Below are 22,504 nucleotides of genomic sequence, written 5' to 3'. Positions count from 1 at the left end.
GGGCCAATGACGACGACGGAGCCCCGCGCGGCGCTCACCGGTGGGCGACTGCGGATCCCCCGCCGGGTACGGCAGCTGAGCTGGCGGACCTGGCGCGGAGTGCTGGTACGCAGCGTGCGCAACTTCGTCAAGGACAACTGCGCCGACTGGGCCGCCGCGCTGACCTACTACGGGGTGCTGGCGCTCTTCCCGTCCACCATCGTGGTGGTGGCCCTGGTCGGGCTGGTGTCCAACGGCGAGCAGACCGTCGACACCGTGCTGGACCTGGCCCGGGACATGGGTGCGGGCTCGGTGGTGGCCAACGAGGGCTTCGTCGGCGTGGTCCGGGGCGTGGTGGACCAGAACGACTCGGCGAGCGTACTGCTGAGCTTCGGTCTGCTCGGTGCGCTCTGGTCGGCCTCCGGCTTCATCGGGGCGTTCACCCGGGCCTCCAACGCCGTCTACGGGGTCGAGGAGGGGCGGCCGGTGTGGAAGCTGCGGCCGATGCAGATCGGCCTGGCGGCGGTCTGCCTGGTGCTGCTGGCGATCGTGGCCACCGGGCTGATCGTCAGCGGACCGGTCACCGACGCGGTGGGCGACCTGGTCAACGCGGGCGGGCTGGCGCGTACGGCGTGGAGCGTCGCCAAGTGGCCCGTGCTCGCGCTGATCATGATGGGGCTGCTGAGCCTGCTGTTCTGGATCGCGCCGAACGTCCGGCAGCCGCGCTTCCGCTGGCTCACCCCGGGTGGCGCGGTCGCCCTGCTCGCCTGGGCTCTCGTCTCCTTCGGTTTCGGCCTCTACGTGGCCAACTTCGGCTCGTACGACGCCACCTACGGAAGCCTCGGTGCGGTCATCGCGTTCCTGGTCTGGCTCTACCTGTCCAACTCGGCGCTGATGCTCGGCGTGCAGATCAACGCGGAACTCCAGCGCGGCCGGGTGCTCCAGGCCGGCGAGGCGGACCCCGCCGAGCCGGTCCTGCCCCCGAAGACGCCGGCGGCCACGTGAACCGCGCGGGTTTCGCCGCCCGGGCCGCCGGCGCCGGTTTACCGCCGGTGCCGTCGGGTAGCGCAGAAGGTATGGAACGTGGCAGCAGCAAGCACGGACCGAGGGTCGACGAGCAGATGAGCCGGGAGGTCAGCGGCCTCGTGCAGGGGCCGGGGACCGGCGGCTCGCGGGTCGACGAGTCCCGTGTGCCGGAGCCGGCGGGTGAGGACCAGCCGGAGCCGACCACGGCACCGGCCGGCGAACTTCGTTCGGGCGCGCCCCAGGGGATGAGCTCCGAGGACGTCGAGCGGCGCAGCCGTCTCGGACGGTTCATCACGATGACCGCCCTGCCCGGTGACCGGGAGACGCTGATCGCCAACGCGCAGGAGAACGACGCGCCGGCGGACATCCTCGCCGCACTGGAGCGGCTGCCCGAGGGCACCGTCTACCAGACGGTCTCCGAGGTGTGGGCGGCGCTCGGCCACAGGAACGAGACGACCCGCTGGTGACCGGATCCCCGCACGATCCGGCCCGTCACCGGCGGAAGAAGGAGGATGCCTGATGAGTGGCGTTACCGAACACGTGGACGTCTCCGTCCCGGTGCGCACCGCGTACGACCAGTGGACCCAGTTCGAGGAGTTCCCCCACTTCATGGAGGGGGTGCAGGAGGTCCGGCAACTGTCGGACACGATGACCCACTGGACGGTGGAGATCGCCGGGGTGAAGCGGGAGTTCGACGCCGAGATCACCGAACAGCTTCCCGACGAGCGGGTCGCCTGGCGCTCGACGGGCGGCACCCAGCAGGCCGGCGTGGTGACCTTCCACCGGCTGGACCCGGACACCACCCGCGTCATGCTCCAGCTCGAGTTCGAGCCGCACGGCGTGGTCGAGCAGGCCGGCGACAAGCTGGGCATCGTCGACCGGCGCGCGAAGGGCGACCTGGAGCGGTTCAAGCAGTACATCGAGCGGCGCGGTCAGGAGACCGGCGCCTGGCGCGGCAAGGTCGACCGTCCGCAGCCCTGATCCCCCGACCCCCGGGTCACGAACCACCGACGGCCGCCGGCTCCCCCGGCGGCCGTCGTCGTGCGGGGGCCCCGCCCCGGGTACCGGCGGCAGTTCGTTTGCGGGCCCCGGGCCCGGGTACCGCCACAGGCATGACCGACGACAGGGTGTGGCGGGACGAGGAACGGACTTCGATGCGGGAACTGGACCGGGCCGTCGCACGGTCGAGCCTGGACGGCCAGGCCGACGACGTGACGGCGAACGACGCCGGCGAGGAGGCGGCCTTCGGGCACGGCCCGGAACCGGTGGACCGCAGCGGGCAGGCCGCCGGGGCCGGCCGGGAGCCGACCGACCCGGAGCGCGCGTACCGGCCCTCGACGACCGGGCGGACCGGGCCCGACAACATGTGACCGGCGCGCGGACCCCGTTCCGGCCCGCGCGCCGCGCCGGTCAGCGGGGTGCCGGGGCCGGCCGGCGGGTGCCGGCGGCGTGCAGGGCGATCAGACCCAGCGCCAGTACGACCAGCGACGGCCCGAGCAGTTCCACCGAGGTGTTGCCGAGCAGTACCCCGATCCCGGCCGGCACCAGCGCGGCGCCCAGCCCGGCCGCGCCGATCTGGAGCCCGATGGTGCGGTCCGCGTGCGCCGCGCCGACCCGCTCGGCGGTGGTGAGGGTGAGCAGCGGGAAGACCGGGGCGGCGGCGAAGCCGACGACGAACAGTCCGGCGACGGCGACCCACGCCGGTGCGGGCAGCGCGACGAGGACCGCGCCGGCCGCCATCCCGAGGAGGCTGCCCCGCAGCACCACCGCCGCGCTCAGCCGCTCGGCGACCACCCCCTGTACGACGCGCCCGACGAACAGGCTTCCCCAGTAGCCCGAGACGCAGATGCCGGCGACGGCCACGCCGAGGCCGCGTCCCTCGGTCAGCAGCAGGAACGCCCAGAGCCCGGCGGCCACCTCGATCGCCACGTACACGACGAAGGCCGACGCGCCGAGCCAGACCGCCGGCAGGCGCAGCGTCTCGCGTACCGGCACGGCGGTCGGCCCGGCGACGGTCGCCGGGCCCGGCGCGGACCCGGCGGGCTCGCGGCCCGGGGCACGTTCCCGCCAGGCCCGCACGGTGGCCGCGAACGCGACGGCCAGCACGAGTTGGGCCGCCGCCACCAGGCCGTAACCCCAGCGCCAGGACAGCCCGGCGCTCAGCGCACCGGTCATGATCAGCGGCCCGAGCGCCACGCCGAGACCGAAGAAGGCGTGCATCCAGTTCATGTGCCGGGGCCCGAAGGCTCCGGCGGCGTACGCGTTCAGGCCGGAGTCGATCGCGCCGGAGCCCAGCCCGAGCACCAGGGCGCAGCCCACCATCAGGGCGAGCCCGGGAGTCAGGGCGTAGCCGGTGAGCGCGAGGCTGGCCAGCAGCGTGCTGCCGGCGAGCAGCCAGCCGACGCCGAGCCGGGCCAGCGTGAAGCCGGCCAGCACGCTGGAGGTCAGGTAGCCGGCGGTGCCCGCGGTGAGCACCAGCCCGACGGCCTCGGTGGGTACGCCGAAGTCGGCCCTGATCGACGGCCAGCCCACGCCGATCAGGCCGTCGGGCAGACCGAGGCTGACGAACGCCAGGTAGGCCAGCAGGAGCAGAGAGGGGCGGGGCGAGGCAGTGGACACGGAGGATCATCCTGCCCTCCGTCGACGGTCCGGCCTCCCTCCGTGGGACGAGAATTACGGTACGGACAGGTGGGAAAACGGACAGCTCATCCAGAATCGGCCGTTCGGCTGACGGCAAGCCCCGGCTCGCGCGCAAGACTTTCGGAATGCATCAGGGCTCCGGCTTCCTCTCCACGCGTCAACGCCGCCTGGCATGGCTCGGCTTTCTCCTCGCCGCGCTCCAGGCTCCCGTCTCCGCCAAGCTGGCCTCGGACGACTCCTGGTTGTTCAGCCTCTGCGTCGCGCTGATGGTGGCGACCGTGATCATCGCCGACGACGCGGCCCGGCGCCGCCCGGCCGACGCCCGCTCGACGGACTAGTGCCGCACCCGGCAGCGGCGCTTCGGAACACCCGACCTGGCTAGCCCGGTTTGACCGCGATCGCGCCGTCGACGGTACGCAGGATCAGGCGCAGCACCTCGTGCCGGGAGGCGGCGGTCTCGGCGAGGTAGGCCCATCCTGCGTACAGCTGGGACCAGATCAGGCTCTGCACCCAGTCCACCGGCAGCTCCGGGTCGATGGTGCCGTCACGGTGGCCGCGCTCGACCATCGCGGTGAACTCCGGATCGCACCCGCCGCCGGTCGAGCCGGTCCCGATCCCCGGCTCCGTGAAGATCAGCGAGAGCAGGCTGCCGAGGTCGAAGTACTCCTGGCAGAGCCGGTGCACGGCCGAGGCGCCGGTGCCCTCGGCCATCCGCGCCTGGGCGGTCGCGCGGTCCAGCCGGGCGCCGGCCTCCGTGCCGACCGCGGCCAGCAGGTCGGCGCGCTCGGCGAAGTAGCGGTGCAGTGTCGTACGGCCCACGTCGGCGGCGGCGGCGATGTCGCCGAGGGACGCGGCGGGGTTACGCCCCAGCACCTCGATCGCCGCGTCGACGATGGCCTGGCGGGTCCGGGCCCGGCTGCCGGTCACCTGCGCGTCGGTCACCTCGCGAGGATAGCAACATACCCGTTTCAGGATACTGATTGACTGTCTTGGAACATCGCTGTTCCATAAAGGGCATGGACTCTCCCCCTCCGACGCTCCCGCGGCTGCGTACGCTCGCCTCCTTTCTCGCCCCGCACCGGCGGACGATGTTCCTCGGCCTCGCGCTGGGGCTCGTCGCCAACGCGGCCGGGCTGGCGACGCCGATGGTCACCAAGTGGGTCCTGGACACCCTCGGCGCCGGCGAGTCGATGGCGCGTCCGATCGGGGCCCTGTTGGCTCTCGTCGTCGTCGGCGCGGCCGTCTCGCTGTGGCAGTGGCGGCTACTCGGGACGCTGGCCGAGCACATCGTGCTCGACGCGCGGTCCGCGATCGTCCGGCACTACTTCCGGGCCCGCGTCGGCGAGCTGCAACGCCGGCCCGCCGGCGAACTGGTCACCCGGGCCACCTCCGACACGCAACTGCTGCGTGAGGCGTCCGGCAGCATCGTCGGCCTGGTCAACGCCAGCATCGCCCTGCTCGGCACACTCGTGCTGATGGGGGTGCTCGACCTGTTCCTGCTGGGCTGCACCGTGGCCGCCGTGCTGGTCGTCGCGGCGATCATGGGCGCGCTGATGCCCCGCATCGCGAAGGCGCAGGCCGCGGCGCAGGAGTCGATGGGCGCCCTCGGCGGCGCGCTGGAGGGGGCGCTGCGCGCCATCCGGACGGTCAAGGCCAGCCGGGCGGAGGCCCGGTTGACCGAGCGGATCGTCGCCGACGCCCGCCAGACGGCGGCGCACAGCGTACGGGCGGCACGGGTGACCGCGTCGGTCTGGACGATCGCCTGGACGGGGATCCAGCTCGCGGTGATCGCGATCCTGGGCATCGGCGCCTGGCGGGCCGAGCGCGACCTGCTGGAGATCTCCAGCCTGATCGCCTTCCTGCTGTACACGTTCCAGCTGATGGGGCCGATCACCGAGCTGACGCAGAACACCACGGCGTTGCAGGCCGGGATCGCCGCGGCGGGGCGGATCCGCGAGATCGAGACCATCGCCACCGAGCCGGCGGGGCCGGCGCCCGCCCCGGCGGGGCACCCGTCGACGCCCGACGCGGAGCAGCCGGTGCTGGTGTTCCGCGGGGTCACCGCCCGGTACGGGCCGGACGCGTCCCCGGCGGTGCAGGACATCGACCTGGTCGTCCCCCGGCGCGGGCACACCGCGATCGTGGGACCGTCGGGAGCCGGCAAGACCACGCTCTTCTCGCTGATCCTGCGCTTCCTCGAGCCCGAGCGGGGGCAGTTGCTGCTCGACGGTCGCCCGTACGCGGACCACGGGCACGACCAGGTGCGGGCCCGGCTGGCGTACGTCGAGCAGGAGACGCCGGTGGTGCCGGGCACCATCCGCGACAACCTGCGCTTCACCCACCCCGACGCCACGGAGGAGGAGATCCGGGCGGTGCTGCGCGCCGTACGGCTCGATGACAAGGTCGACTCGCTGCCGGACGGACTGGACACGTCGCTGTCGTCGACGGAGGTGTCCGGCGGGCAGCGCCAGCGCATCGCCCTGGCCCGGGCCATGCTGCGCACCCCCGACGTCCTCATGCTCGACGAGGCGACCGCGCAGGTCGACGGGCTGACCGAGGCCGCCCTCCAGGAGTGCGTCCGGCAGCGCGCGGAGGTCGGCGCGGTGCTGACCATCGCGCACCGGCTCTCCACGGTGCTCGACGCCGACCGGATCGTGGTGATGGAGCACGGCCGGATCCGGGCCCAGGGCACCCACTCCGAGTTGCTGGCCGGCGACGACCTCTACCGTCGCCTCGTCGAGGCGCTGCGCATCGCCGCCGAGGAGCACGCGGTCCCGGCTGGTCTCCGCAGCTAGCCCACGCCGCCGGGGCGAGCCTCGTGCCCGGGGCGGCCCCGGCTGCGTCGCCGCTCCTTCATCTCGGCCTCGTAGAGGTGCCGGCGACCGCCGACCAGTTCCTCGCGGGCGCTCCGGTCGAGGTCGCGGAAGAGGGCGTAGTACCCGTCGTCGAAGTCCTCGACGATCTGGAACGTCCACCGCCCGGCGATGACGTTGCGGCCCAGCAGTTCGGTGTCGATGCGCTCGGCGATCCGGTCGTGCCCGGCGGCGCGGAACATCTCCACGGCGTCGTCGAGCATCAGGTCGGCGTGCCCGACCAGTTGGTGCAGCGAGTAGAGGTGGCCGCGGACCCGCTCGACGCACTCCAGCGCCTCGCTGAGCCTGCCGAGCGCCGCCACCGTCTCGTCGCTGACCCCGGCGGGCCTGCGGTGCCGTTCGTCCGGCCCGTCCTCGTGTCGTCCCATCCGTTCCTCCAGGATCCGGCTGCGCCCGTCCGGGCGTTTCTCCTCCTGCCCCGCCCGCGTGGGCTCAACCCCGCGTCGGCCCGCTGACCGTTCGGGGGAGGGTCAAAAACCCGCCGAGTGGCCGAGGTCGACCCGGGGACCGGCCGGATAGCCTCGGTCACCATGCGTGTGCCGTTCAACCGGGTCGAGGCCCGTTCCGCCGCCAGTTCGGCGCGAGCCACCCTCGCTCTCCTGTCCGCCTCGGTCGGCGCCGAAGGGTTGACCGCCGCCGCCGCGCGGCCGAGCCTGCTCGCCCTGGTCGACCAGCATGCCGCGGCGGTGCGGGAGAGCTTGGACGGCGACCGCCGGCCGCTGAGCGCCGCCGCGCTCGCCGGCTACGCGGAGGGTGTCCGCGCCGCCGCGCTGGAGCACGGCTGGCAGCCGCCGGTGGCGCCGGTGGACTGGTCCGCGCCGGACTGGCTGCTCACCCGGCTGCTCGCGGTCTGCGCGCTGACCCGCTCGCTCGGGACCCCGGCGACCGCTCCGCTCCCCCTGGTCTGAGCGCACCTCTCCCGCGTCGCGGTGGCCACCGCGATCACCGGCGGCCGACACGCCGGAGGGGCGTCCGCACATCCGCGGACACCCCTCCCCGTCTCGCCTCATCGGCCCGGTCAGCGGCGGAACTGCTGGGTCTCGTCACCCACGTTCCCCGACTGGTAGGTGCCGCGCCCGCCGGCCATCGTCGCGGACTCCTGCCCGCGGGGCATGACCTCGGTGCGCTCGGCCCCCGTCCGGTCGGCCATCTGCCGACCGACGTCGGTCTGTCCGGCCTCCCGGGCCCGGCGGTGCTCCTGCACCGCGCGCGACTCCTCGGCCATCCGGTTCAGCCAGCCGTCCCAGCGGTTCTGCATCGGTCGCACCAGACCACCGCCGACGCCGACGATCAGGATGCCGGCCACCGTGGCGAGCACCGCGATCAGCACCGGCGTGGTCACCGTGGTGGCGATGCCCACCTGGTTCAGCGCGGCGATCACACCCAGCGCGATGATGAAGACCGCCGTCAGGTCGGCCAGGATCTTGCCGTACGAGAGCCCGCCCAGCGCCCCGGTGACCAGGTCCCGGACGGCGTTGGCGATCGCGGCGGCCACGACGATGATGACGATCGCCACGAAGGCCCGTGGCAGCCACGCGACCACTCCGCCGATCAGGGCGCTGATCGCGTTGGGTCCCCACACCCCGAAGGCGAACTGCAGGGTGAACAGCAGCACGGCGTAGTACGCCAGCTTCGCCAGGATGTCGCTGGCGTCGTACTTCGTGCGTTCCAGCGCGCGCTTGATGCCGCCTCGTTCCACCGCCCTGTCGAAGTTGACCCGTTCCAGCGCCGCGTCCACGATCTTGAGCACGGCTCTGGCGATGAGCCATCCGACCACGAGGATCGCGATGAACGCGATGGCCCGCGGTATGAACAGCAGCACCGACCTCCACATGTCGGCCACGGCGTTGCCGATGTCGACCTGCCTGACCGCGAGGGTTTCCGGCATGATGTCCCTCCTGTCGCATGGACTGCTCCGCGCGCATACCCGGTCGCCGACGCGGCACGCCGTACCGGTCCCCCAGTTTTTCCCGACATGTCACCGCAGAACGGCCCTGAACTGCCCGGACGTTTCGACGTCGGCGACGCGCGGGGCATGATCGGAAATGGGCGGCATACCCTCCGGTTAGGCTGCGTTCATGCCAGGAACGGTCGGACGGGTCCCGAACCCACCAGCTCCGGTATCGAGAGCACCCGTCGCGTCGGGCACGGCGGCCATCGTCCTGCGCCACGACTGGGGCGGCACCCCGCTCGGCGCGTGGCGGGCGTGGGATCCGGCGGTCCGGTCGGCCACCGAACTGCTCCTCGCCTCGCCCGTGCCGATGGCCCTCACCCTGGGCGACGAACACCGACTCGTCTACAACGACGCGTACGCGGAGCTGATCGGCGACCGGCACCCCGACGCGGTGGGCCGGCCGGCGGCCGAGGTGTTCGCCGAGTCCTGGCCGTTGCCCGGCGTCGGCGACGCCATCGAGCACACCTACCGCACGGGTGAGCCGTTCCTGGAGAAGGAGGGCGCCCTCCCGCTGCACCGCCGCCCCGGCCTGGTCGAGCAGTCGGTCTTCACCCGTGGCTACTCCCCCGTACGCGACAGCGCCGGGCGGATCGTCGGCGTGCTGACCGTGGCCGCGGAGACCACCCAGGTCACCCAGCAGTTGCAGAGCCTCAGCGACTTCGCCGCGGCGCTCGCCGGCACCCTCACCCTGGACGACGTGGCCCGGGTCGCGCTGCGCTACGCGATCACCGCGTTCGACGCCGACCGGGTCTCGTTCGCCGTCGACGAGGGCGGCGGCGGCTGGCGGATGGTCCGGCGCATCCGTGGCGAACTGGTGGACGAGGCCGACGAGCGGCTCCCCCCGCTGTGGCGACGCATCCCGGCGGAGTGGCAGGGGTCGGTGGTGACCGCCGCCCGCGGCGGCGTGCCGCTCTACGTCGACGACGGGCAGCCCCTGCGGGAGATCGCGGTGGACCGGCACGACCAGAAGGTCCGCTCGCTCGCGACGGTGCCGCTGCGGGCCTCGGTGGTGCGCGGCGGCCTGACGGTCGGCTACCAGGTCCCGCACGTCTGGACGGCCGCCCGGCGCGCGCTGCTGGCCACCTCGGCCGAGCTGGTCGGTCAGGCCGCCGAGCGGGCCCGCCGGTTCGAGACCCAGCACGGCACCGCCCAGCTGCTGCAACGCAGCATGCTGCCCGAGCACCTGCCCGACCTGCCCCGGATGCGGATCGCCGCCCGCTACGACGCGGGCGTCGACGGCAACGCCGCCGGCGGGGACTTCTACGACGCCTTCCTGCTGCCCGACGGCGGCCTGGGCGTCGTGCTCGGCGACGTCGCCGGCCACGACGTGCAGGCCGCGGCCCGGATGGGTCAGGTCCGCGCCGCGCTGCGGGCGTTGGCGCTGACCGATCCCCGCCCCGACGCCGTGCTCACCGGGCTCGACCGGCTGGTCACCAGCCTGGGCGCCGAGGGCGACACGCACGAGCTCTTCGTGACGGTGGTCTTCGGGGTCGTCGACGCCGACCGGCAGCGGCTCACCCTGGCCAGCGCCGGTCACCCCGCACCGCTGATCCGCCGGTGCGCCCCTGACGGCGAGCCGGTAGCCGAGTACGTGGAGGTGCCCGCGGGCGCCCCGCTGGGGTTGGGCTGCCGGCCGCCCGTCGTCACGGTGCGCTTCGCCCCGGGCGACACGCTGCTGTTGTTCAGCGACGGCGTGGTGGAGCGGCGCTGGCAGGACCTGACGACCGGCCTGGACACCCTGGCCGACGCCGTCGCCGGCGCGGGCAGCGGCGACCCTCGCGCGTTGTGCGCGGTGGCCACCGCGGCGGTGCCCGGCGCCACCGAGGACGACGTCGCCGTACTGGCGGTGGAGCACGCGCTGCGGCCGTCCCGGTCGACGAGCATGGAGGTGCCGGCCGAGCCGACCGCGCCGAGCCGGGTGCGGCACTGGATGACCGGGCAGCTCACGGAGTGGCAGGTGCCCGAGTCGATCATCGGCGCGGCGGTACTCTGCACCAGCGAGCTGACCACCAACGCGTTGCTGCACGCGGGCACCGCCGCCCGGGTGGAGATCGACCTCAGCCCGGAGCGGCTGCTGGTGTCGGTCGCCGACTCGGGCACCCGTGGCACGGTGACCCGCGCCCAGACCGACATGCTCAGCAGCCGGGGCCGGGGGCTCGGGCTGATCGAGGAGTTGAGTGACGCGTGGGGGACGGACCCGACCGTACGCGGCTCGACGGTGTGGTTCGAGATCCTGATCCCGTCCGGATGAGCGGTGGGATCGGTACGGCCGGTAGGGGGTAGGAGGACAGCATGCCCAGCGACAAGCCCGCCGGTGTCCTCTTCGACGTGGACGGCACCCTGGTCGACACCACCTACCTGCACACCGTGAGCTGGTGGGAGGCGCTGCGCCAGACCGACCGGCCCGTGCCCATGGCGACGATCCACCGCGCCATCGGGATGGGCTCGGACAAGCTGCTCGACCACCTGCTCGGCCCGGAACGCGACCGGAACGCGGACCAGCGGCTGCGCGACGCCCACGACACCCTCTTCGCCGAGTACTGGGAGCGGCTCGTCCCACTTCCCGGCGCCGCCGACCTGCTGCGGGCCTGCGCGGAGCGGGGGCTGCGGGTGGTGCTGGCGACCTCCGCCGCCGAGCACGAGGTGACCGCGCTGCGCCGGGCGCTGGCCGCCGACGACGTGATCCACACCGTCACCTGCTCGGCGGACGCGCGGGAGAGCAAGCCGGCGCCGGACATCCTGGTCGCCGCTCTGGAGCAGTCCGGTCTCGCCGCCGGACGGGTGGTCTTCGTGGGCGACTCGGTGTGGGACGTCGCCGCCGCCGGCGAACTGGACGTCCCCTGCGTCGGGCTGACCTGCGGCGGCACCGGCCGGGGCGAGCTGGCCGGGGCCGGCGCGGTGGCCGTCTACGAGGATCCCGCCGCGCTGCTCGCCGCGCTCGACGACTCGCCGGTCACCAGGGCGAGGTGACCGGCGCCGGCCCCGTCGTTCCGAACAGGAATACGAGGAGTCTTCCGGGGGCAAGGACTTGCACCACCTGCCCGCACGCCGTGGGCGAGGCGGAGAGGTGGAGTCGTGGAGCCGGTAGACGTGGCATTCGCGGTGGTCGGTCTCGGCGCGCTGCTGGCGGGGATCCTGCCCCGGGTGCTCGAACGCCGGCCACTGTCCATGCCGATCGCCTTCCTCGGGCTCGGCATGCTGGTCTTCCTCCTCCCCGTCGGGCTGCCGGATCCTGATCCGCTCGCGCACCCGCAGCTGGCCACCCACCTCACCGAGATCGGCGTCATCGTCGCGCTGATGGGTGCCGGTCTGAAGATCGACCGGCCGTTGAGCTGGGCCCGCTGGTCGTCGACCTGGCGGCTGCTGGCCATCGCCATGCCGCTGTGCATCGCGGCGGTGGCGCTGCTCGGCTGGTGGTGGGCCGGGCTGGTGCCGGCCGCCGCACTGCTGCTGGGGGCGGCCCTCGCCCCGACCGACCCGGTGCTCGCCGCCGACGTGCAGGTCGGCGAGCCCACCGACGTCGAGGACTCCGAGGACGAGGTCCGCTTCGCCCTCACGTCCGAGGCCGGGCTGAACGACGGGCTGGCCTTCCCCTTCGTGTACGCGGCCATCGCCATCGCCACCACCAGCCTGGCCCCCGGCGACTGGCTGGGCCGCTGGCTCGGCGTGGACGTGTTCTGGAAGGTGGCGGCGGGGGTGGCGGGCGGGTGGCTGATCGGCTGGTTGCTCGGCAAGCTCTTCTTCCGGGCACCGAGCAAGCTGCGGCTGGCCCGGCACTCCGAGGGCTTTCTCGCGCTGGCCGCGACCTTCCTGGCGTACGGGCTGGTGGAGGTCGTGGGCGGGTACGGCTTCCTGGCGGTCTTCGTGGCCGCCCGGGCGATCCGGGCCGCCGAACGCACCCACGAGTTCCACTCCGTGCTGCACGGCTTCGCCGAGCAGGTCGAGCGGCTGCTCACCGTGATGCTGCTGCTGCTCTTCGGCGGCGCGGTGGTCGGCGGCCTGCTGGGCCCGCTGACCTGGACGGCCGCCGGGGTCGGGCTGGCGCTGGTCTTCGTGGTCCGTCCGCTGGTCGGCTGGCTGTCGCTGCGGGGCGCGCCCGGCCGGCCGGCCGAGCACTGGGTGATCGCCCTGTTCGGCATCCGGGGCGTCGGCTCGTTCTACTACGTCGCGTACGCGACGGCGAAGACCGACTTCCCCCAGGCGGGCCTGATCTGGGCGACCGTCGGCCTCGTGGTGGTCGTCTCGGTGGTGGTGCACGGCGTCGCGGCGACCCCGGTGATGCAGTTGCTGGACCGGGCGGGGGAACGCACCGCCGACCCGTCCGAACGCCGCCGCGCCGACGAGCCCGTCGCCGCCACCGGCTGACCACCTCGCCCCTTCGAAGGGTGAGGAAGGGCCCCTTCCTCACATCGTGGTCGGTTGGGGTGGGGCGGTGGGCTCAGCTCAGGCGGGCGACCAGGGCGCGGCCCAGGTCGTGGCCGGAGAGCCAGGCGCTCTGCACCCTGGGCTCGCCGAAGGCGTCGCCGGCCAGCCCGACGCCGTCGGCGTCGAGGTGGTACGTCCCGCTCAGGCCGGCGGTCGGCTTCGCGTACGTCCAGCGGTGCACGTGCACGTGCTCCGCCGGTTCGGGCAGCCCCAGCAGGTCCCGCACGGCCTCCTCGATCGCCGGGCCGGCCCCGGTGGGCTGGGCGAGGTGACCGGCGGCGAACTCGGGCGTGGTGTGGGCCACCAGCACCGGCGCGTCGTCGCCGCGCCGGTCGCCGTCGTCGCAGACGAGGTTGAGCAGCGGGTGGTCGTTGACGAAGGCGCCCCGGAAGGTGGCCCACCGGCGGGCCGGGAAACGCAGCACCCCGGCCAGCGACGGCGACCAGCGCTGGGCCTGCGCGGCCCGGGTGGCGGCGTCCAGGGCCGGGTCGAGCAGCAGGGCCGCCTGCGGCCCCGGCATGGCGAGCGCCACCGCCTCGCAGGGCCGCCCGTCCACCACCGGCCCCGGCTCTACGCCGAGCACGAGCCGGTCCACGGTCACCGGCAGCTCGCGGGCCAGGTGCTCCACCAGTGACCGCAGTCCCCGGGTCGCCGCCCAACGGGTCGGGCCGGGCACCTCGCGCCGGCCGTCGGCGCCGTACGCGACGAAGGTGCCGGTCCACTCGCGGGCCAGGCCGGCCGACCGCCACCCCTCGGCGACCTCGGCGAAGCCCGGATCGCTGACGGTGAAGTACGCGGCGCCGGTGTCGGCGGGCCGGCCGTCGAAGCGCCGGCTGGCCATCCGGCCGCCGGGCATCCGGGCGCGCTCCCGGATCTCCACCGGGATGCCGGCGCGGGCCAGTTCGGTCGCGCACGCCACCCCGGCGATGCCCGCGCCGACCACCACCACGCCCGCCCGCTCCTCCGCAGTCATCCGGTGATCGTATGCGCGCCGCCACGGGCGGCCGGTGCGCACGACGCGCCGGAGGGCCGCATGGATCGGCGTCGCGCGGGGTATTGGCACGTCTGTTCGAGGGAAGGTGGAGATCATGACGGACCGCACCAGCAGGCAGGCCGACCCGCGGGGCGCCATCAAGGACCCGGACGAGTGGGTCACCGGCGAGGAGCCGCCGACCGCCGCCCAGGAGTCCTATCTGGCGACCCTGGCCCGGGAGGCCGGCGAACAGCCGCCGGAGGGGCTGACCAAGGCCGAGGCCTCGAAGCGGATCGACCAACTCCAGGAGGAGACCGGCCGCGGTCAGTGACCGGGCGTACGGCGCGGTGGCAGGCGGTGCAGTTCGACCTCGTCGAGCCGCCCCGCCGTCACCCGCGCCGTCAGGTACGTGGCGTACGGCTGGGCGCGGCGGTCGGTGGGCGAGCCCGGATTGAGCAGCCGCAGGCCGACCGGGGCGACCGTGTCCCAGGGAATGTGCGAGTGACCGAAGACCAGCACGTCGGTGTCGGGGAAGCGGGCCGCGCAGCGGCTTTCCCGTCCCGCCTTCGGGCCGGTTTCGTGCACGACGGCGACCCGTAGCCCGTCGAGTTCCACCCGGGCGACCTCCGGCAGCCGGGCGCGCAGCGCCGGTCCGTCGTTGTTGCCGTACACCCCGACGAGGCGGCGGGCCCGGGCCGTCAACGCGTCCAGCAGCGCCTCGTCGACCCAGTCCCCCGCGTGCAGCACCACGTCGGCGTCGTCGATCGCCGCCCAGAGCGGCTCCGGCAGGTCCGTGGCCCGTTTCGGCACATGGGTGTCGGCGGTGATCACCAGGCGCATCCCGCCATTCTCCCCGCGCGCCGCCTTCCGGGTCGGCGCGGCGGGCCTGCCGGGGCGGAAAAGTCACCGGTCGCGACGCGAACCCTTCACAGCGCCGCAATCAGGACGTAGTTTGACGGCGACGAATGGGAGCGCTTCCAGGGGTGCCCCTCGATGGAATGGGAGATCACGTGAGAAGCAGACCCGCACTCGCCACGGTGACCGCCGCCGCGGTCGCGCTCACCGTCGCCACCACCGTCGCCGTCGGCATCGTCCGAGCTCCCGCCGCGGTCGCCGCCGACTCGGCGTTCTACGTCGACCCGGCGACGGCCGCCGCGGCCTGGGTCGCCGCCAACCCCGGCGACGCCCGTGCCGCCGTGATCTCCGATCGGATCGCGAACGTCCCCCAGGCCCGGTGGTTCACCCGGACCAACACCTCCACCGTACGGTCCGAGGTGGACGCGCTGGTCGGGGCGGCGGCTGCCGTCGGCAAGGTGCCGATCCTGGTCGTCTACAACGTCCCCAACCGGGACTGCGGCGGGGCCAGCGGCGGCGGCGCCCCCGACCACGCCACCTACCGGCAGTGGGTCGACCAGGTCGCGGCCGGCCTGGCCGGGCGGCCGGCCACCATCGTCCTGGAACCGGACGTGCTGCCGCTGATGACCAACTGCCAGACCGCCGCCCAGCAGGCCGAGACGAAGGCCTCCATGGCGTACGCCGGCAGGAAGCTCAAGGCGGGATCGGCCACCGCGAAGGTCTACTTCGACATCGGGCACTCGGCGTGGCTCTCCCCCGGCGAGGCGGCCTCCCGGCTGCTCGGCGCGGACATCGCCAACAGCGCGGACGGCATCGCGCTCAACGTCTCCAACTACCGGCGCACGGCCGACGAGGTCGCCTACGCCAAGGCCGTGATCGCAGCGACCGGGGTGCCCCGGCTCAAGGCGGTCGTCGACACCAGCCGCAACGGCAACGGGCCGGCCGGCTCGGAGTGGTGCGACCCGGCCGGGCGCGCGATCGGCACCCCGAGCACCACCGCCACCGGCGACCCGGCGATCGACGCGTACCTCTGGGTGAAGCTGCCCGGCGAGGCCGACGGCTGTATCGCGCCGGCCGGCCAGTTCGTGCCGCAGCGGGCGTACGACCTGGCGGTGGCGGCGGGCCCGGCCCCCACCACCGCGCCGCCGACCACCACCCCGCCCACGACGACACCACCGACCACCGTCCCGCCCACGACGCCCCCGGCGACCACTCCCCCGCCGACCGGCGGGTGCGCGGTGTCGTACACCCCGAACTCGTGGTCCGGCGGCTTCACCGCCGAACTGCGGGTGACCAACCACGGCGCCGCGCTGACCGGCTGGACCGTCACGTTCGCCCCCGGCGCCGGGGTCCGGCTGACCAACGGCTGGAACGGCGACTGGACCCAGTCGGGCGACCGGATCACCGCCCGCAACGCCACGTGGAACGCCAGCCTGCCCACGGGCGGCACGGTCTCGCTCGGCTTCCAGGGCACCTGGCCCGGCGGCACCCTGCCCACCCCGACCGGGTTCACCCTCAACGGCACCGCCTGCTCCTGACCCCCACGCCTCGCCCGTCCCGGCCGGGGCGGGCGAGGCGTGACCGCGCACCCGCCGGGACGGGCGGCCGGTGAGCGCACCGGGTCATCTCCCACGAACGACGCGCCATCTGGCGGCGTACGGCAGCACGAACAAGTACAGACCGGTGAACATGAGCAGGGCGAGCGGGAGCAACGGCAGGTAGGACACCCAGACGACGGGATCCTCTTGTGCCAGGGCGACGAAGGTGACGACGACGGTCACCGTGAAGACGATGGCCAGCCAGCGGTGGATCTGCCGAATCCACTTGTTCCAGTTCAAAGGGACCTCCTCAGGAGACGCCGACCCGGGCTCCAGGCGGGTGGGATGCCCGTGGCGGCCACGCTAGTTGCGGCTCGATGGCCGAAGCTTCTCGATTCCTGATCGGTCTGGTCGCCCGCCCGCCACGCACGGCGGCAGCCCCGCCGTCCCGCGCCGCGGTGCCGGTGGGCACCGATTGGTTTGTGGGGCAGCCTAGGATCGGCGCGTGGGCACGGCGGTGCAGGAGCGGCGGGCGCCGGTGGGAGCGCTGCTTCGGCAGTGGCGGCGACGGCGCGGGCTCAGCCAGCTCGCCCTCGCGGTCGGGGCGGAGGTCTCCACCCGGCACCTCAGCTTCCTGGAGACCGGGCGTTCGGCGCCGAGCCGGGAGATGGTGCTGCGGTTGGCCGAGCATCTCGACGTGCCGCTGCGGGACCGCAACCGGCTGCTGCTGGCCGCCGGGTACGCCCCGGTCTACTCCCACGCCCCGCTGGACTCCCCCGAGCTGCGTCGGGTCCTCGACGCGGTACGCCGGGTCCTGCGGGCGCACGAGCCGTACCCGGCGGTGGCGGTGGACCGCCGCTGGAACCTGGTCGCCGGCAACGCCGCCCTGCCGCTGCTCACCGAGGGCGTGGCCGCGCACCTGCTCCGGCCGCCGGCGAACGCGCTGCGACTGACCCTGCACCCCGAGGGCATGGCGCCCCGGATCGCGAACCTCGCCGAGTGGCGGGCCCACCTGCTCGGCCGGCTGCGCCGGCACCTGGGGCTGACCGCCGACGCCGAACTGACCGCGCTCCACGACGAGCTGCGTGGCTACCCGGGCGGGCCGGACGCCGGGCTGCCCCGCGCCGGGGACGTGGTGGTGCCCCTGCGGCTGCGACACGCCGGTGGCGAGCTGGCCTTCCTCAGCACCGTCTCGACCTTCGGCACCCCCCTCGACGTCACGGTCGAGGAGCTCTCGATCGAGTCCTTCTTCCCGGCCGACGACGCCACCGCCGCCCACCTGCGCGCCGCCGGCCGCTGAGCACCGCCCTGCGGGCATCCGCTCCGGTGCCTGGCGTTACCCCGCGACGGCGGCGGGAACCCGGACGGTTGACGAAGGAGGAACTCATGACCACACCGTCGAGTCCCACCTCGGCATGGCGGCCCGGAATGCCGGGCGCCGACACCCTCCCGTCCGGCCCCGCCGGCCGGCCCTCGGCCCCCGGCCACGACGGACACGGCCCGGAGACCGGCCCACCCAACGTGACGATCGGCTCGTACCCGGACTATCCGTCCGCCCAGCGGGTCGTCGACTACCTGGCGGACAACCGGTTCCCGGTGGAGCACAGCGCCATCGTCGGCACGAACCTCACCCTGGTGGAGACCGTGCTCGGCCGGATGACGACCGGGCGGGCGGCCCTGGCGGGTGCCGGTACGGGCGCCTGGTTCGGGCTCTTCATCGGGCTGCTGTTCGGCATCTTCACCGCCGGCAACTGGATCGCGGTGATCCTGGTCGGGCTGGTCGTCGGCGCGATCTGGGGAGCCGTGTTCGGCGCGGTCGCGCACGCGATGACCGGCGGGCGACGCGACTTCACCTCGGCCAGTTCGCTGCGTGCCGGCCAGTACGCCGTCATCGTCGACGCGCAGTTCGCCGAGCAGGCCCGTCAACTGCTCGGCCGGATGCACATGGCGGCACCGCCCGCCCGGTGACGGACCGCCGGGGCGGGGTCGGGCCGGAACCCGGCCCGGCCTCGTCGTCCGGCACCGGCGGGCGTCCGCCCGGGCGGGCCAGCGGCCGGGGTCGGCGGACACCGGCTGCGGTCGACGGTTCCGCGGATCAGCGGCCCAGCGGCCATCGGGTCGGCGATCCGCCGGTCAGCGGTCGGTGGCGAGGCGGGCGTGCAGGTGCTCGTCGTGGCGCCGGCCGTCGCCGTAGCGGTAGGACTCCCGCAGCGTCCCCTCGGCGCGGTAGCCGGCCCGCTCGGCCACCCGGCAGGAGCCCGGGTTGGCCACCGCGTGGCACAGCTCGATCCGGTGCAGCCCGAGTTCCGCGAATCCCCACCCGGTGAGCCGGATGACGGCCCCGGAGGCGACCCCGCGTCCGCGCGCCCCGGCGACCGTCCAGTAGCCGATCGAGGCGTCCCCGTCGTGGATGCGGTGCAGCGACACCGAGCCGAGCAGCGTGCCGAGGGCGGCCGGGTCGACGACCGCCAGGGAGACGTGGTCGCCGGCGGACCAGTCGGCCCGGCGGCGGACCCAGTTCAGCGCCGTCTCCCGGTCGAGCGGCCCGGCGTGCGGGTTCCATCGGGCGATCGCCGGCTCGCGCAGCGCGTCGAGGACCGCCGGCGCGTCCTCCTCCCGCCAGGGACGCAGCAGCAGGCCCGGGGCGGCGAGTTCGAGAGGGTCCACGAGGCCGGAGTCTGGCACACCCCGCCGCACCGCCGCTGGTGTTTTCCGGGCATGTCCTTCAAAGCTGTAAGACAGGCCCGCAGCAACAGGTGACCGCACTCACCAAGCACTAGTTAAAATTTGAAGTAGTGCTATCGTGGTGGCGTGACCGAGAGCCTGGACAGTGCCCGACTCGCCGCCTGGCGCGCCTACATCGAGGCCAGCCAACGGCTCTACACCCGGCTGGAGGACGACCTGCGCGCCGACAGCGCACTCACCTTCGCCGACTACCACGTGCTCGTCCTGCTCTCCGAAGCGCCCGGCCAGCGGTTGCGGATGGGCGAGCTGGCAAGCCGGCTGATCTTCTCGCCGAGCCGGCTGACGTACCAGATATCCACCATGCAGCGGCGCGGCCTGGTGGCCCGGGAGTCCTGTCCGGACGACCGGCGCGGCAGCGAGGCCGTGCTCACCGCGGCCGGGCTGCTGGCCCTGCGCGAGGCGGCCCCGCGCCACCTGCGTTCGGTGCGTACCCACCTGATGGACGACCTCGACGACGCCGAGGTCGCCTGTCTCACCCGGATCTTCGAGCGACTCGGCCGCCGCCTGCGCGCGGACCGCGACGAGTCGCCCGCCCACCCCGACAACTGAGGAGTTCCCGATGCCCGCCATCACCGTCGACAACGTGCTCGTCCTGCCCCGCCTGCCCCGCCTGCCCCGGCTCGACGGGTCCACCGCGTTCCGCCCGGTCCGCCGGCTGACCACCGCGCCCAGCGGCTACGAGGGCGAGGGCTTCCCGGTGCGCCGGGCGTTCGCCGGCGTGCCGGTGACCGAGCTGGACCCGTTCATCCACCTGGACCAGATGGGCGAGGTGGACTACGCCCCGGGCGAGCCGAAGGGCACCGCCTGGCATCCGCACCGCGGCTTCGAGACGGTGACCTACATGATCGACGGGATCATGGACCACCAGGACTCGCAGGGCGGCGGCGGCACGATCACCAACGGCGACACCCAGTGGATGACAGCCGCGAGCGGACTGCTGCACATCGAGGCGCCGCCGGAGCACCTCGTCATGAGCGGCGGGCTGTTCCACGGCACCCAACTCTGGGTCAACCTGCCCCGGGCGGCCAAGATGAACCCGCCCCGCTACCAGGACATCCGCGGCAAGGAGGCCGCGCTGCTGACCACGCCGGACGGCGGCGCGCTGATCCGGGTGATCGCTGGCGAGATCGCCGGGCACCGGGGCCCGGGCTCCACCCACACCCCGATCACCATCACCCACGTGACCGTGCAGCCGGGGGCCCGCGTCGACCTGCCGTGGCGGCCGGACTTCAACGCCCTGGTCTACGTGCTGGGCGGGCGGGGCACGGTGGGCACCGACGGGCGGCCGGTGCACACGGGCCAGCTCGCCGTGCACGGCCCGGGCGACGCCCTGACCTTCGCCGCGGACGGCGGCCAGGACAGCCACACCCCGGCACTGGACCTCTACATCATGGGCGGCGAGCCGATCCGGGAGCCCGTGGCGCACTACGGCCCGTTCGTCATGAACACCCGCGACGAGCTGATCCAGGCGTTCGAGGACTTCAACGCCGGCCGGCTCGGCGTCGTCCCCGCCGAGCGGCTGCCGCACACCGACGGCCAGGGTTCAAGGCCCTGAGCCCACGCGCGGACGGGTGGGCGCCTCCGGCACGGCCGGCGGCGCCCGCCTGTGCGTCGGGGTGTGGCGTCAGGAGACGGCGAAGATGCCCGCGACGCCCAGGATCACCATGAGCAACACGGTAACCAGCGCACCCCGCTCACTCTCGACCGCCTGCTCGCGGTGTTCGGTCACGGAGTTCATCGTCTCGCCGGGCATGGTGTTGCCTCCTCGGTGTTCGCGTCGTGGTCGGGCGGGATGTCGGGGGCCGGGCCGACCTGGTCACCGGGGTGCCGGCCGGGATGCGGACCCACGACGGGGGTCCTACCGTGAGGACGTTGTCGACCTCGGGGGGCTGGAACGGTGGCACCACACAACTGGTTCCTCAGCGCACGGGAACGCGCCAACCCGGTGTCAGAGTTACCCGTCTGGGCCGGGGGAAACCTCGCCGAGCCGATAATTCACGGCGCCGCGTACTTTGACCGGCTGGTCGACGAGGTGGAGGCCCTCGAGTCCGGCGACCACCTCTTCTTCACCGACTGGCGGGGCGACCCGGACCAGCGGCTGCGCCCCGACGGGCCGACCGTGGCACAGCTCTTCGCGGGGGCCGCGCAGCGGGGCGTGGTGGTCAAGGGCCTGATCTGGCGCTCCCACCTCGACGTCCTGGCCTACAGCGAGGTGGAGAACCGCAACCTGAGCGAGACGGTCTCCGCCGCCGGTGGCGAGGTGCTGCTCGACCAGCGGGTCCGCCGGGGCGGTTCACACCACCAGAAGCTCGTGGTGCTGCGACACCTCCGCGCGCCGGAACGGGACGTCGCCTTCGCCGGTGGCATCGACCTGTGCCACAGCCGGCGGGACGACGCCACGCACCGGGGCGACCCGCAGGCCGTGCAGATGTCCGCCCGCTACGGGAAGCACCCGCCCTGGCACGACGTGCAGCTCGCCGTGCGGGGGCCGGTGGTGGGCGCGCTGGACACGAGCTTCCGGGAGCGGTGGAACGACCCGATGCCGCTGGACTCGGAGAACCCCCTCGCCTACCTGCGGGACCGGCTGCGCGGCGCCGACCTGAGGCCCGATCCGCTGCCGGCGCAGCCGCCCGACCCGCCGCCCTGCGGCCCGCACGACGTCCAGGTGCTGCGCACCTACCCGGCGGTACGGCCCCGCTACTCCTTCGCCCCCGACGGCGAGCGCACCGTGGCCCGTGGCTACACCAAGGCGGTCCGGCGGGCCCGGCGGCTGATCTACCTGGAGGACCAGTACCTCTGGTCCACCGAGGTGGCCGACCTGTTCGCCCGGGCCCTGCGGGACAATCCCGACCTGCACCTGGTCGCCGTGGTCCCCCGGTATCCGGACGTGGACGGCCGGCTGGCGCTGCCACCGAACACGGTCGGCCGCGAGCAGGCGCTGTCGCTCTGCGAGCGGGCGGCCCCGGAGCGGGTGCACGTCCTCGACGTGGAGAACCACGCCGGCACCCCGGTGTACGTGCACGCCAAGGTCTGCGTGGTGGACGACGTGTGGGCCAGTGTGGGCAGCGACAACTTCAACCGCCGGTCCTGGACCCACGACAGCGAACTCTCCTGCGCGGTGCTGGACGGCACCAGGGACGGGCGGGCGCCGACCGACCCGGCCGGTCTCGGCGACGGGGCCCGGGTCTTCGCCCGGGACCTGCGGCTGCGGCTGTGGCGCGAGCACCTGGACCGCGATCCGGCCGGCGGCGAGGACGCCGACCTGATCGACCCGGCCGACGCCGTCGCGGCGATCACCGCCGCGGCCGACGCGCTGCGCCGGTGGTACGACGCCGGGCGGGTCGGCCCCCGGCCGCCGGGCCGGCTGCTGCCGCACCGGGCGGAACGGCTGCCCTGGTACACCCGGGTCTGGGCGCTGCCGGCGTACCGGCTGGTCTACGACCCCGACGGTCGTCCGCTGCGGGCCCGGCGGTCCGGCACGTGGTGAGCGTCCGGT

At 73.9% G+C, this 22,504-nt stretch carries 26 protein-coding genes; 17 read left to right on the top strand and 9 right to left on the bottom strand.

What is annotated here, in order from left to right; all coding sequences use genetic code 11:
- Positions 1 to 6: 6 nt before the first annotated feature.
- The 4 genes from AB0D32_RS08100 to AB0D32_RS08085 all read left to right on the top strand — a co-directional run bounded on the left by AB0D32_RS08100 (position 7) and on the right by AB0D32_RS08085 (position 2,375).
- On the top strand, positions 7 to 984 hold the full coding sequence (locus tag AB0D32_RS08100) for a YihY/virulence factor BrkB family protein (protein WP_357086340.1): 978 nt from the start codon (positions 7 to 9) through the stop codon (positions 982 to 984).
- 71 nt (positions 985 to 1,055) lie between these two features.
- On the top strand, positions 1,056 to 1,472 hold the full coding sequence (locus AB0D32_RS08095; protein WP_357086338.1) for a DUF2795 domain-containing protein: 417 nt from the start codon (positions 1,056 to 1,058) through the stop codon (positions 1,470 to 1,472).
- Between the two features lie 52 nt (positions 1,473 to 1,524).
- The gene (locus AB0D32_RS08090) at positions 1,525 to 1,986 is read left to right on the top strand and encodes an SRPBCC family protein (protein ID WP_357086336.1); all 462 of its coding nucleotides are present in this window, start codon (positions 1,525 to 1,527) and stop codon (positions 1,984 to 1,986) included.
- A gap of 131 nt (positions 1,987 to 2,117) precedes the next feature.
- Positions 2,118 to 2,375, top strand: coding sequence for a hypothetical protein (locus AB0D32_RS08085; protein ID WP_357086334.1), 258 nt, complete (start codon positions 2,118 to 2,120; stop codon positions 2,373 to 2,375).
- 40 nt (positions 2,376 to 2,415) lie between these two features.
- On the opposite strand, the gene AB0D32_RS08080 is transcribed toward AB0D32_RS08085, so the two are convergent.
- A complete protein-coding gene (locus AB0D32_RS08080) occupies positions 2,416 to 3,624 on the bottom strand; it encodes an MFS transporter (RefSeq protein WP_357086332.1) in 1,209 nt (402 codons plus the stop codon).
- A gap of 146 nt (positions 3,625 to 3,770) precedes the next feature.
- On the opposite strand from AB0D32_RS08080, the gene AB0D32_RS08075 reads away from it, so the two are divergent.
- On the top strand, positions 3,771 to 3,983 hold the full coding sequence (locus AB0D32_RS08075) for a hypothetical protein (RefSeq protein ID WP_357086330.1): 213 nt from the start codon (positions 3,771 to 3,773) through the stop codon (positions 3,981 to 3,983).
- Between the two features lie 40 nt (positions 3,984 to 4,023).
- Here the strand turns inward: AB0D32_RS08075 and AB0D32_RS08070 are convergent, their stop codons facing one another.
- Complete coding sequence (locus tag AB0D32_RS08070; RefSeq protein ID WP_357086328.1) at positions 4,024 to 4,587, bottom strand: TetR/AcrR family transcriptional regulator; 564 nt, start codon at positions 4,585 to 4,587, stop codon at positions 4,024 to 4,026.
- 74 nt (positions 4,588 to 4,661) lie between these two features.
- Between AB0D32_RS08070 and AB0D32_RS08065 the strand changes: the two genes are divergently transcribed.
- Complete coding sequence (locus AB0D32_RS08065; RefSeq protein ID WP_357086326.1) at positions 4,662 to 6,440, top strand: ABC transporter ATP-binding protein; 1,779 nt, start codon at positions 4,662 to 4,664, stop codon at positions 6,438 to 6,440.
- Here AB0D32_RS08065 and AB0D32_RS08060 read toward each other — a convergent pair.
- Complete coding sequence (locus tag AB0D32_RS08060; RefSeq protein ID WP_357086324.1) at positions 6,437 to 6,886, bottom strand: hypothetical protein; 450 nt, start codon at positions 6,884 to 6,886, stop codon at positions 6,437 to 6,439. The two genes, AB0D32_RS08065 and AB0D32_RS08060, sit on opposite strands and share 4 nt — an antisense overlap.
- 162 nt (positions 6,887 to 7,048) lie before the next feature.
- Here AB0D32_RS08060 and AB0D32_RS08055 point away from each other — a divergent pair, with 162 nt between their 5' ends.
- On the top strand, positions 7,049 to 7,426 hold the full coding sequence (locus AB0D32_RS08055; protein ID WP_357086322.1) for a DUF6401 family natural product biosynthesis protein: 378 nt from the start codon (positions 7,049 to 7,051) through the stop codon (positions 7,424 to 7,426).
- 110 nt (positions 7,427 to 7,536) lie between these two features.
- On the opposite strand, the gene AB0D32_RS08050 is transcribed toward AB0D32_RS08055, so the two are convergent.
- On the bottom strand, positions 7,537 to 8,406 hold the full coding sequence (locus tag AB0D32_RS08050) for a hypothetical protein (RefSeq protein WP_357086320.1): 870 nt from the start codon (positions 8,404 to 8,406) through the stop codon (positions 7,537 to 7,539).
- 190 nt (positions 8,407 to 8,596) lie between these two features.
- Here AB0D32_RS08050 and AB0D32_RS08045 point away from each other — a divergent pair, with 190 nt between their 5' ends.
- The 3 genes from AB0D32_RS08045 to AB0D32_RS08035 all read left to right on the top strand — a co-directional run bounded on the left by AB0D32_RS08045 (position 8,597) and on the right by AB0D32_RS08035 (position 12,837).
- Positions 8,597 to 10,723 carry a SpoIIE family protein phosphatase gene (locus AB0D32_RS08045; RefSeq protein ID WP_357086318.1) on the top strand — a complete coding sequence of 709 codons (2,127 nt, stop codon included), beginning with the start codon at positions 8,597 to 8,599 and terminating at the stop codon, positions 10,721 to 10,723.
- Positions 10,724 to 10,764: 41 nt separating this feature from the next.
- Positions 10,765 to 11,442 (top strand): HAD family hydrolase, encoded by a 678-nt coding sequence (locus tag AB0D32_RS08040; protein ID WP_357086316.1) that lies wholly within the window; start codon positions 10,765 to 10,767, stop codon positions 11,440 to 11,442.
- Between the two features lie 105 nt (positions 11,443 to 11,547).
- Positions 11,548 to 12,837: a cation:proton antiporter gene (locus AB0D32_RS08035; protein ID WP_357086314.1), complete on the top strand. Its 1,290-nt coding sequence runs from the start codon at positions 11,548 to 11,550 to the stop codon at positions 12,835 to 12,837.
- Between the two features lie 73 nt (positions 12,838 to 12,910).
- Here AB0D32_RS08035 and AB0D32_RS08030 read toward each other — a convergent pair whose 3' ends face one another.
- Complete coding sequence (locus tag AB0D32_RS08030; protein ID WP_357086553.1) at positions 12,911 to 13,846, bottom strand: FAD-dependent oxidoreductase; 936 nt, start codon at positions 13,844 to 13,846, stop codon at positions 12,911 to 12,913.
- A 139-nt stretch (positions 13,847 to 13,985) separates the two neighbouring features.
- On the opposite strand from AB0D32_RS08030, the gene AB0D32_RS08025 reads away from it, so the two are divergent.
- On the top strand, positions 13,986 to 14,201 hold the full coding sequence (locus AB0D32_RS08025) for a DUF3072 domain-containing protein (protein WP_357086312.1): 216 nt from the start codon (positions 13,986 to 13,988) through the stop codon (positions 14,199 to 14,201).
- Here AB0D32_RS08025 and AB0D32_RS08020 read toward each other — a convergent pair.
- Positions 14,195 to 14,710, bottom strand: coding sequence for a metallophosphoesterase (locus AB0D32_RS08020; protein WP_357086310.1), 516 nt, complete (start codon positions 14,708 to 14,710; stop codon positions 14,195 to 14,197). The two genes, AB0D32_RS08025 and AB0D32_RS08020, sit on opposite strands and share 7 nt — an antisense overlap.
- A 170-nt stretch (positions 14,711 to 14,880) precedes the next feature.
- Between AB0D32_RS08020 and AB0D32_RS08015 the strand changes: the two genes are divergently transcribed.
- Complete coding sequence (locus AB0D32_RS08015; RefSeq protein WP_357086308.1) at positions 14,881 to 16,263, top strand: glycoside hydrolase family 6 protein; 1,383 nt, start codon at positions 14,881 to 14,883, stop codon at positions 16,261 to 16,263.
- 84 nt (positions 16,264 to 16,347) lie between these two features.
- Here the strand turns inward: AB0D32_RS08015 and AB0D32_RS08010 are convergent, their stop codons facing one another.
- Positions 16,348 to 16,563: a hypothetical protein gene (locus AB0D32_RS08010; RefSeq protein WP_357086306.1), complete on the bottom strand. Its 216-nt coding sequence runs from the start codon at positions 16,561 to 16,563 to the stop codon at positions 16,348 to 16,350.
- A gap of 205 nt (positions 16,564 to 16,768) precedes the next feature.
- Between AB0D32_RS08010 and AB0D32_RS08005 the strand changes: the two genes are divergently transcribed.
- Both AB0D32_RS08005 and AB0D32_RS08000 read left to right on the top strand, forming a co-directional pair.
- Positions 16,769 to 17,563, top strand: a complete 795-nt coding sequence (locus AB0D32_RS08005; protein ID WP_357086304.1) for a helix-turn-helix transcriptional regulator — start codon at positions 16,769 to 16,771, stop codon at positions 17,561 to 17,563.
- Positions 17,564 to 17,649: 86 nt separating this feature from the next.
- Positions 17,650 to 18,231: a general stress protein gene (locus AB0D32_RS08000; protein WP_357086302.1), complete on the top strand. Its 582-nt coding sequence runs from the start codon at positions 17,650 to 17,652 to the stop codon at positions 18,229 to 18,231.
- A 165-nt stretch (positions 18,232 to 18,396) separates the two neighbouring features.
- On the opposite strand, the gene AB0D32_RS07995 is transcribed toward AB0D32_RS08000, so the two are convergent.
- The gene (locus AB0D32_RS07995) at positions 18,397 to 18,930 is read right to left on the bottom strand and encodes a GNAT family N-acetyltransferase (protein ID WP_357086300.1); all 534 of its coding nucleotides are present in this window, start codon (positions 18,928 to 18,930) and stop codon (positions 18,397 to 18,399) included.
- A 144-nt stretch (positions 18,931 to 19,074) separates the two neighbouring features.
- On the opposite strand from AB0D32_RS07995, the gene AB0D32_RS07990 reads away from it, so the two are divergent.
- Complete coding sequence (locus AB0D32_RS07990; RefSeq protein WP_357086298.1) at positions 19,075 to 19,557, top strand: MarR family transcriptional regulator; 483 nt, start codon at positions 19,075 to 19,077, stop codon at positions 19,555 to 19,557.
- Positions 19,558 to 19,567: 10 nt separating this feature from the next.
- Positions 19,568 to 20,563: a pirin family protein gene (locus AB0D32_RS07985; protein ID WP_357086296.1), complete on the top strand. Its 996-nt coding sequence runs from the start codon at positions 19,568 to 19,570 to the stop codon at positions 20,561 to 20,563.
- Positions 20,564 to 20,632: 69 nt separating this feature from the next.
- Here the strand turns inward: AB0D32_RS07985 and AB0D32_RS07980 are convergent, their stop codons facing one another.
- The gene (locus tag AB0D32_RS07980) at positions 20,633 to 20,761 is read right to left on the bottom strand and encodes a hypothetical protein (protein ID WP_357086294.1); all 129 of its coding nucleotides are present in this window, start codon (positions 20,759 to 20,761) and stop codon (positions 20,633 to 20,635) included.
- A gap of 144 nt (positions 20,762 to 20,905) precedes the next feature.
- On the opposite strand from AB0D32_RS07980, the gene AB0D32_RS07975 reads away from it, so the two are divergent.
- The gene (locus AB0D32_RS07975) at positions 20,906 to 22,495 is read left to right on the top strand and encodes a phospholipase D-like domain-containing protein (protein WP_357086292.1); all 1,590 of its coding nucleotides are present in this window, start codon (positions 20,906 to 20,908) and stop codon (positions 22,493 to 22,495) included.
- Positions 22,496 to 22,504: the final 9 nt, after the last annotated feature.

Source organism: Micromonospora sp. NPDC048170 (assembly GCF_040652795.1).
Taxonomy (GTDB): domain Bacteria; phylum Actinomycetota; class Actinomycetes; order Mycobacteriales; family Micromonosporaceae; genus Micromonospora.
The sequence above is the reverse complement of the archived record's forward strand: the minus strand, read 5'-3'. Positions and strand labels throughout refer to the sequence as shown.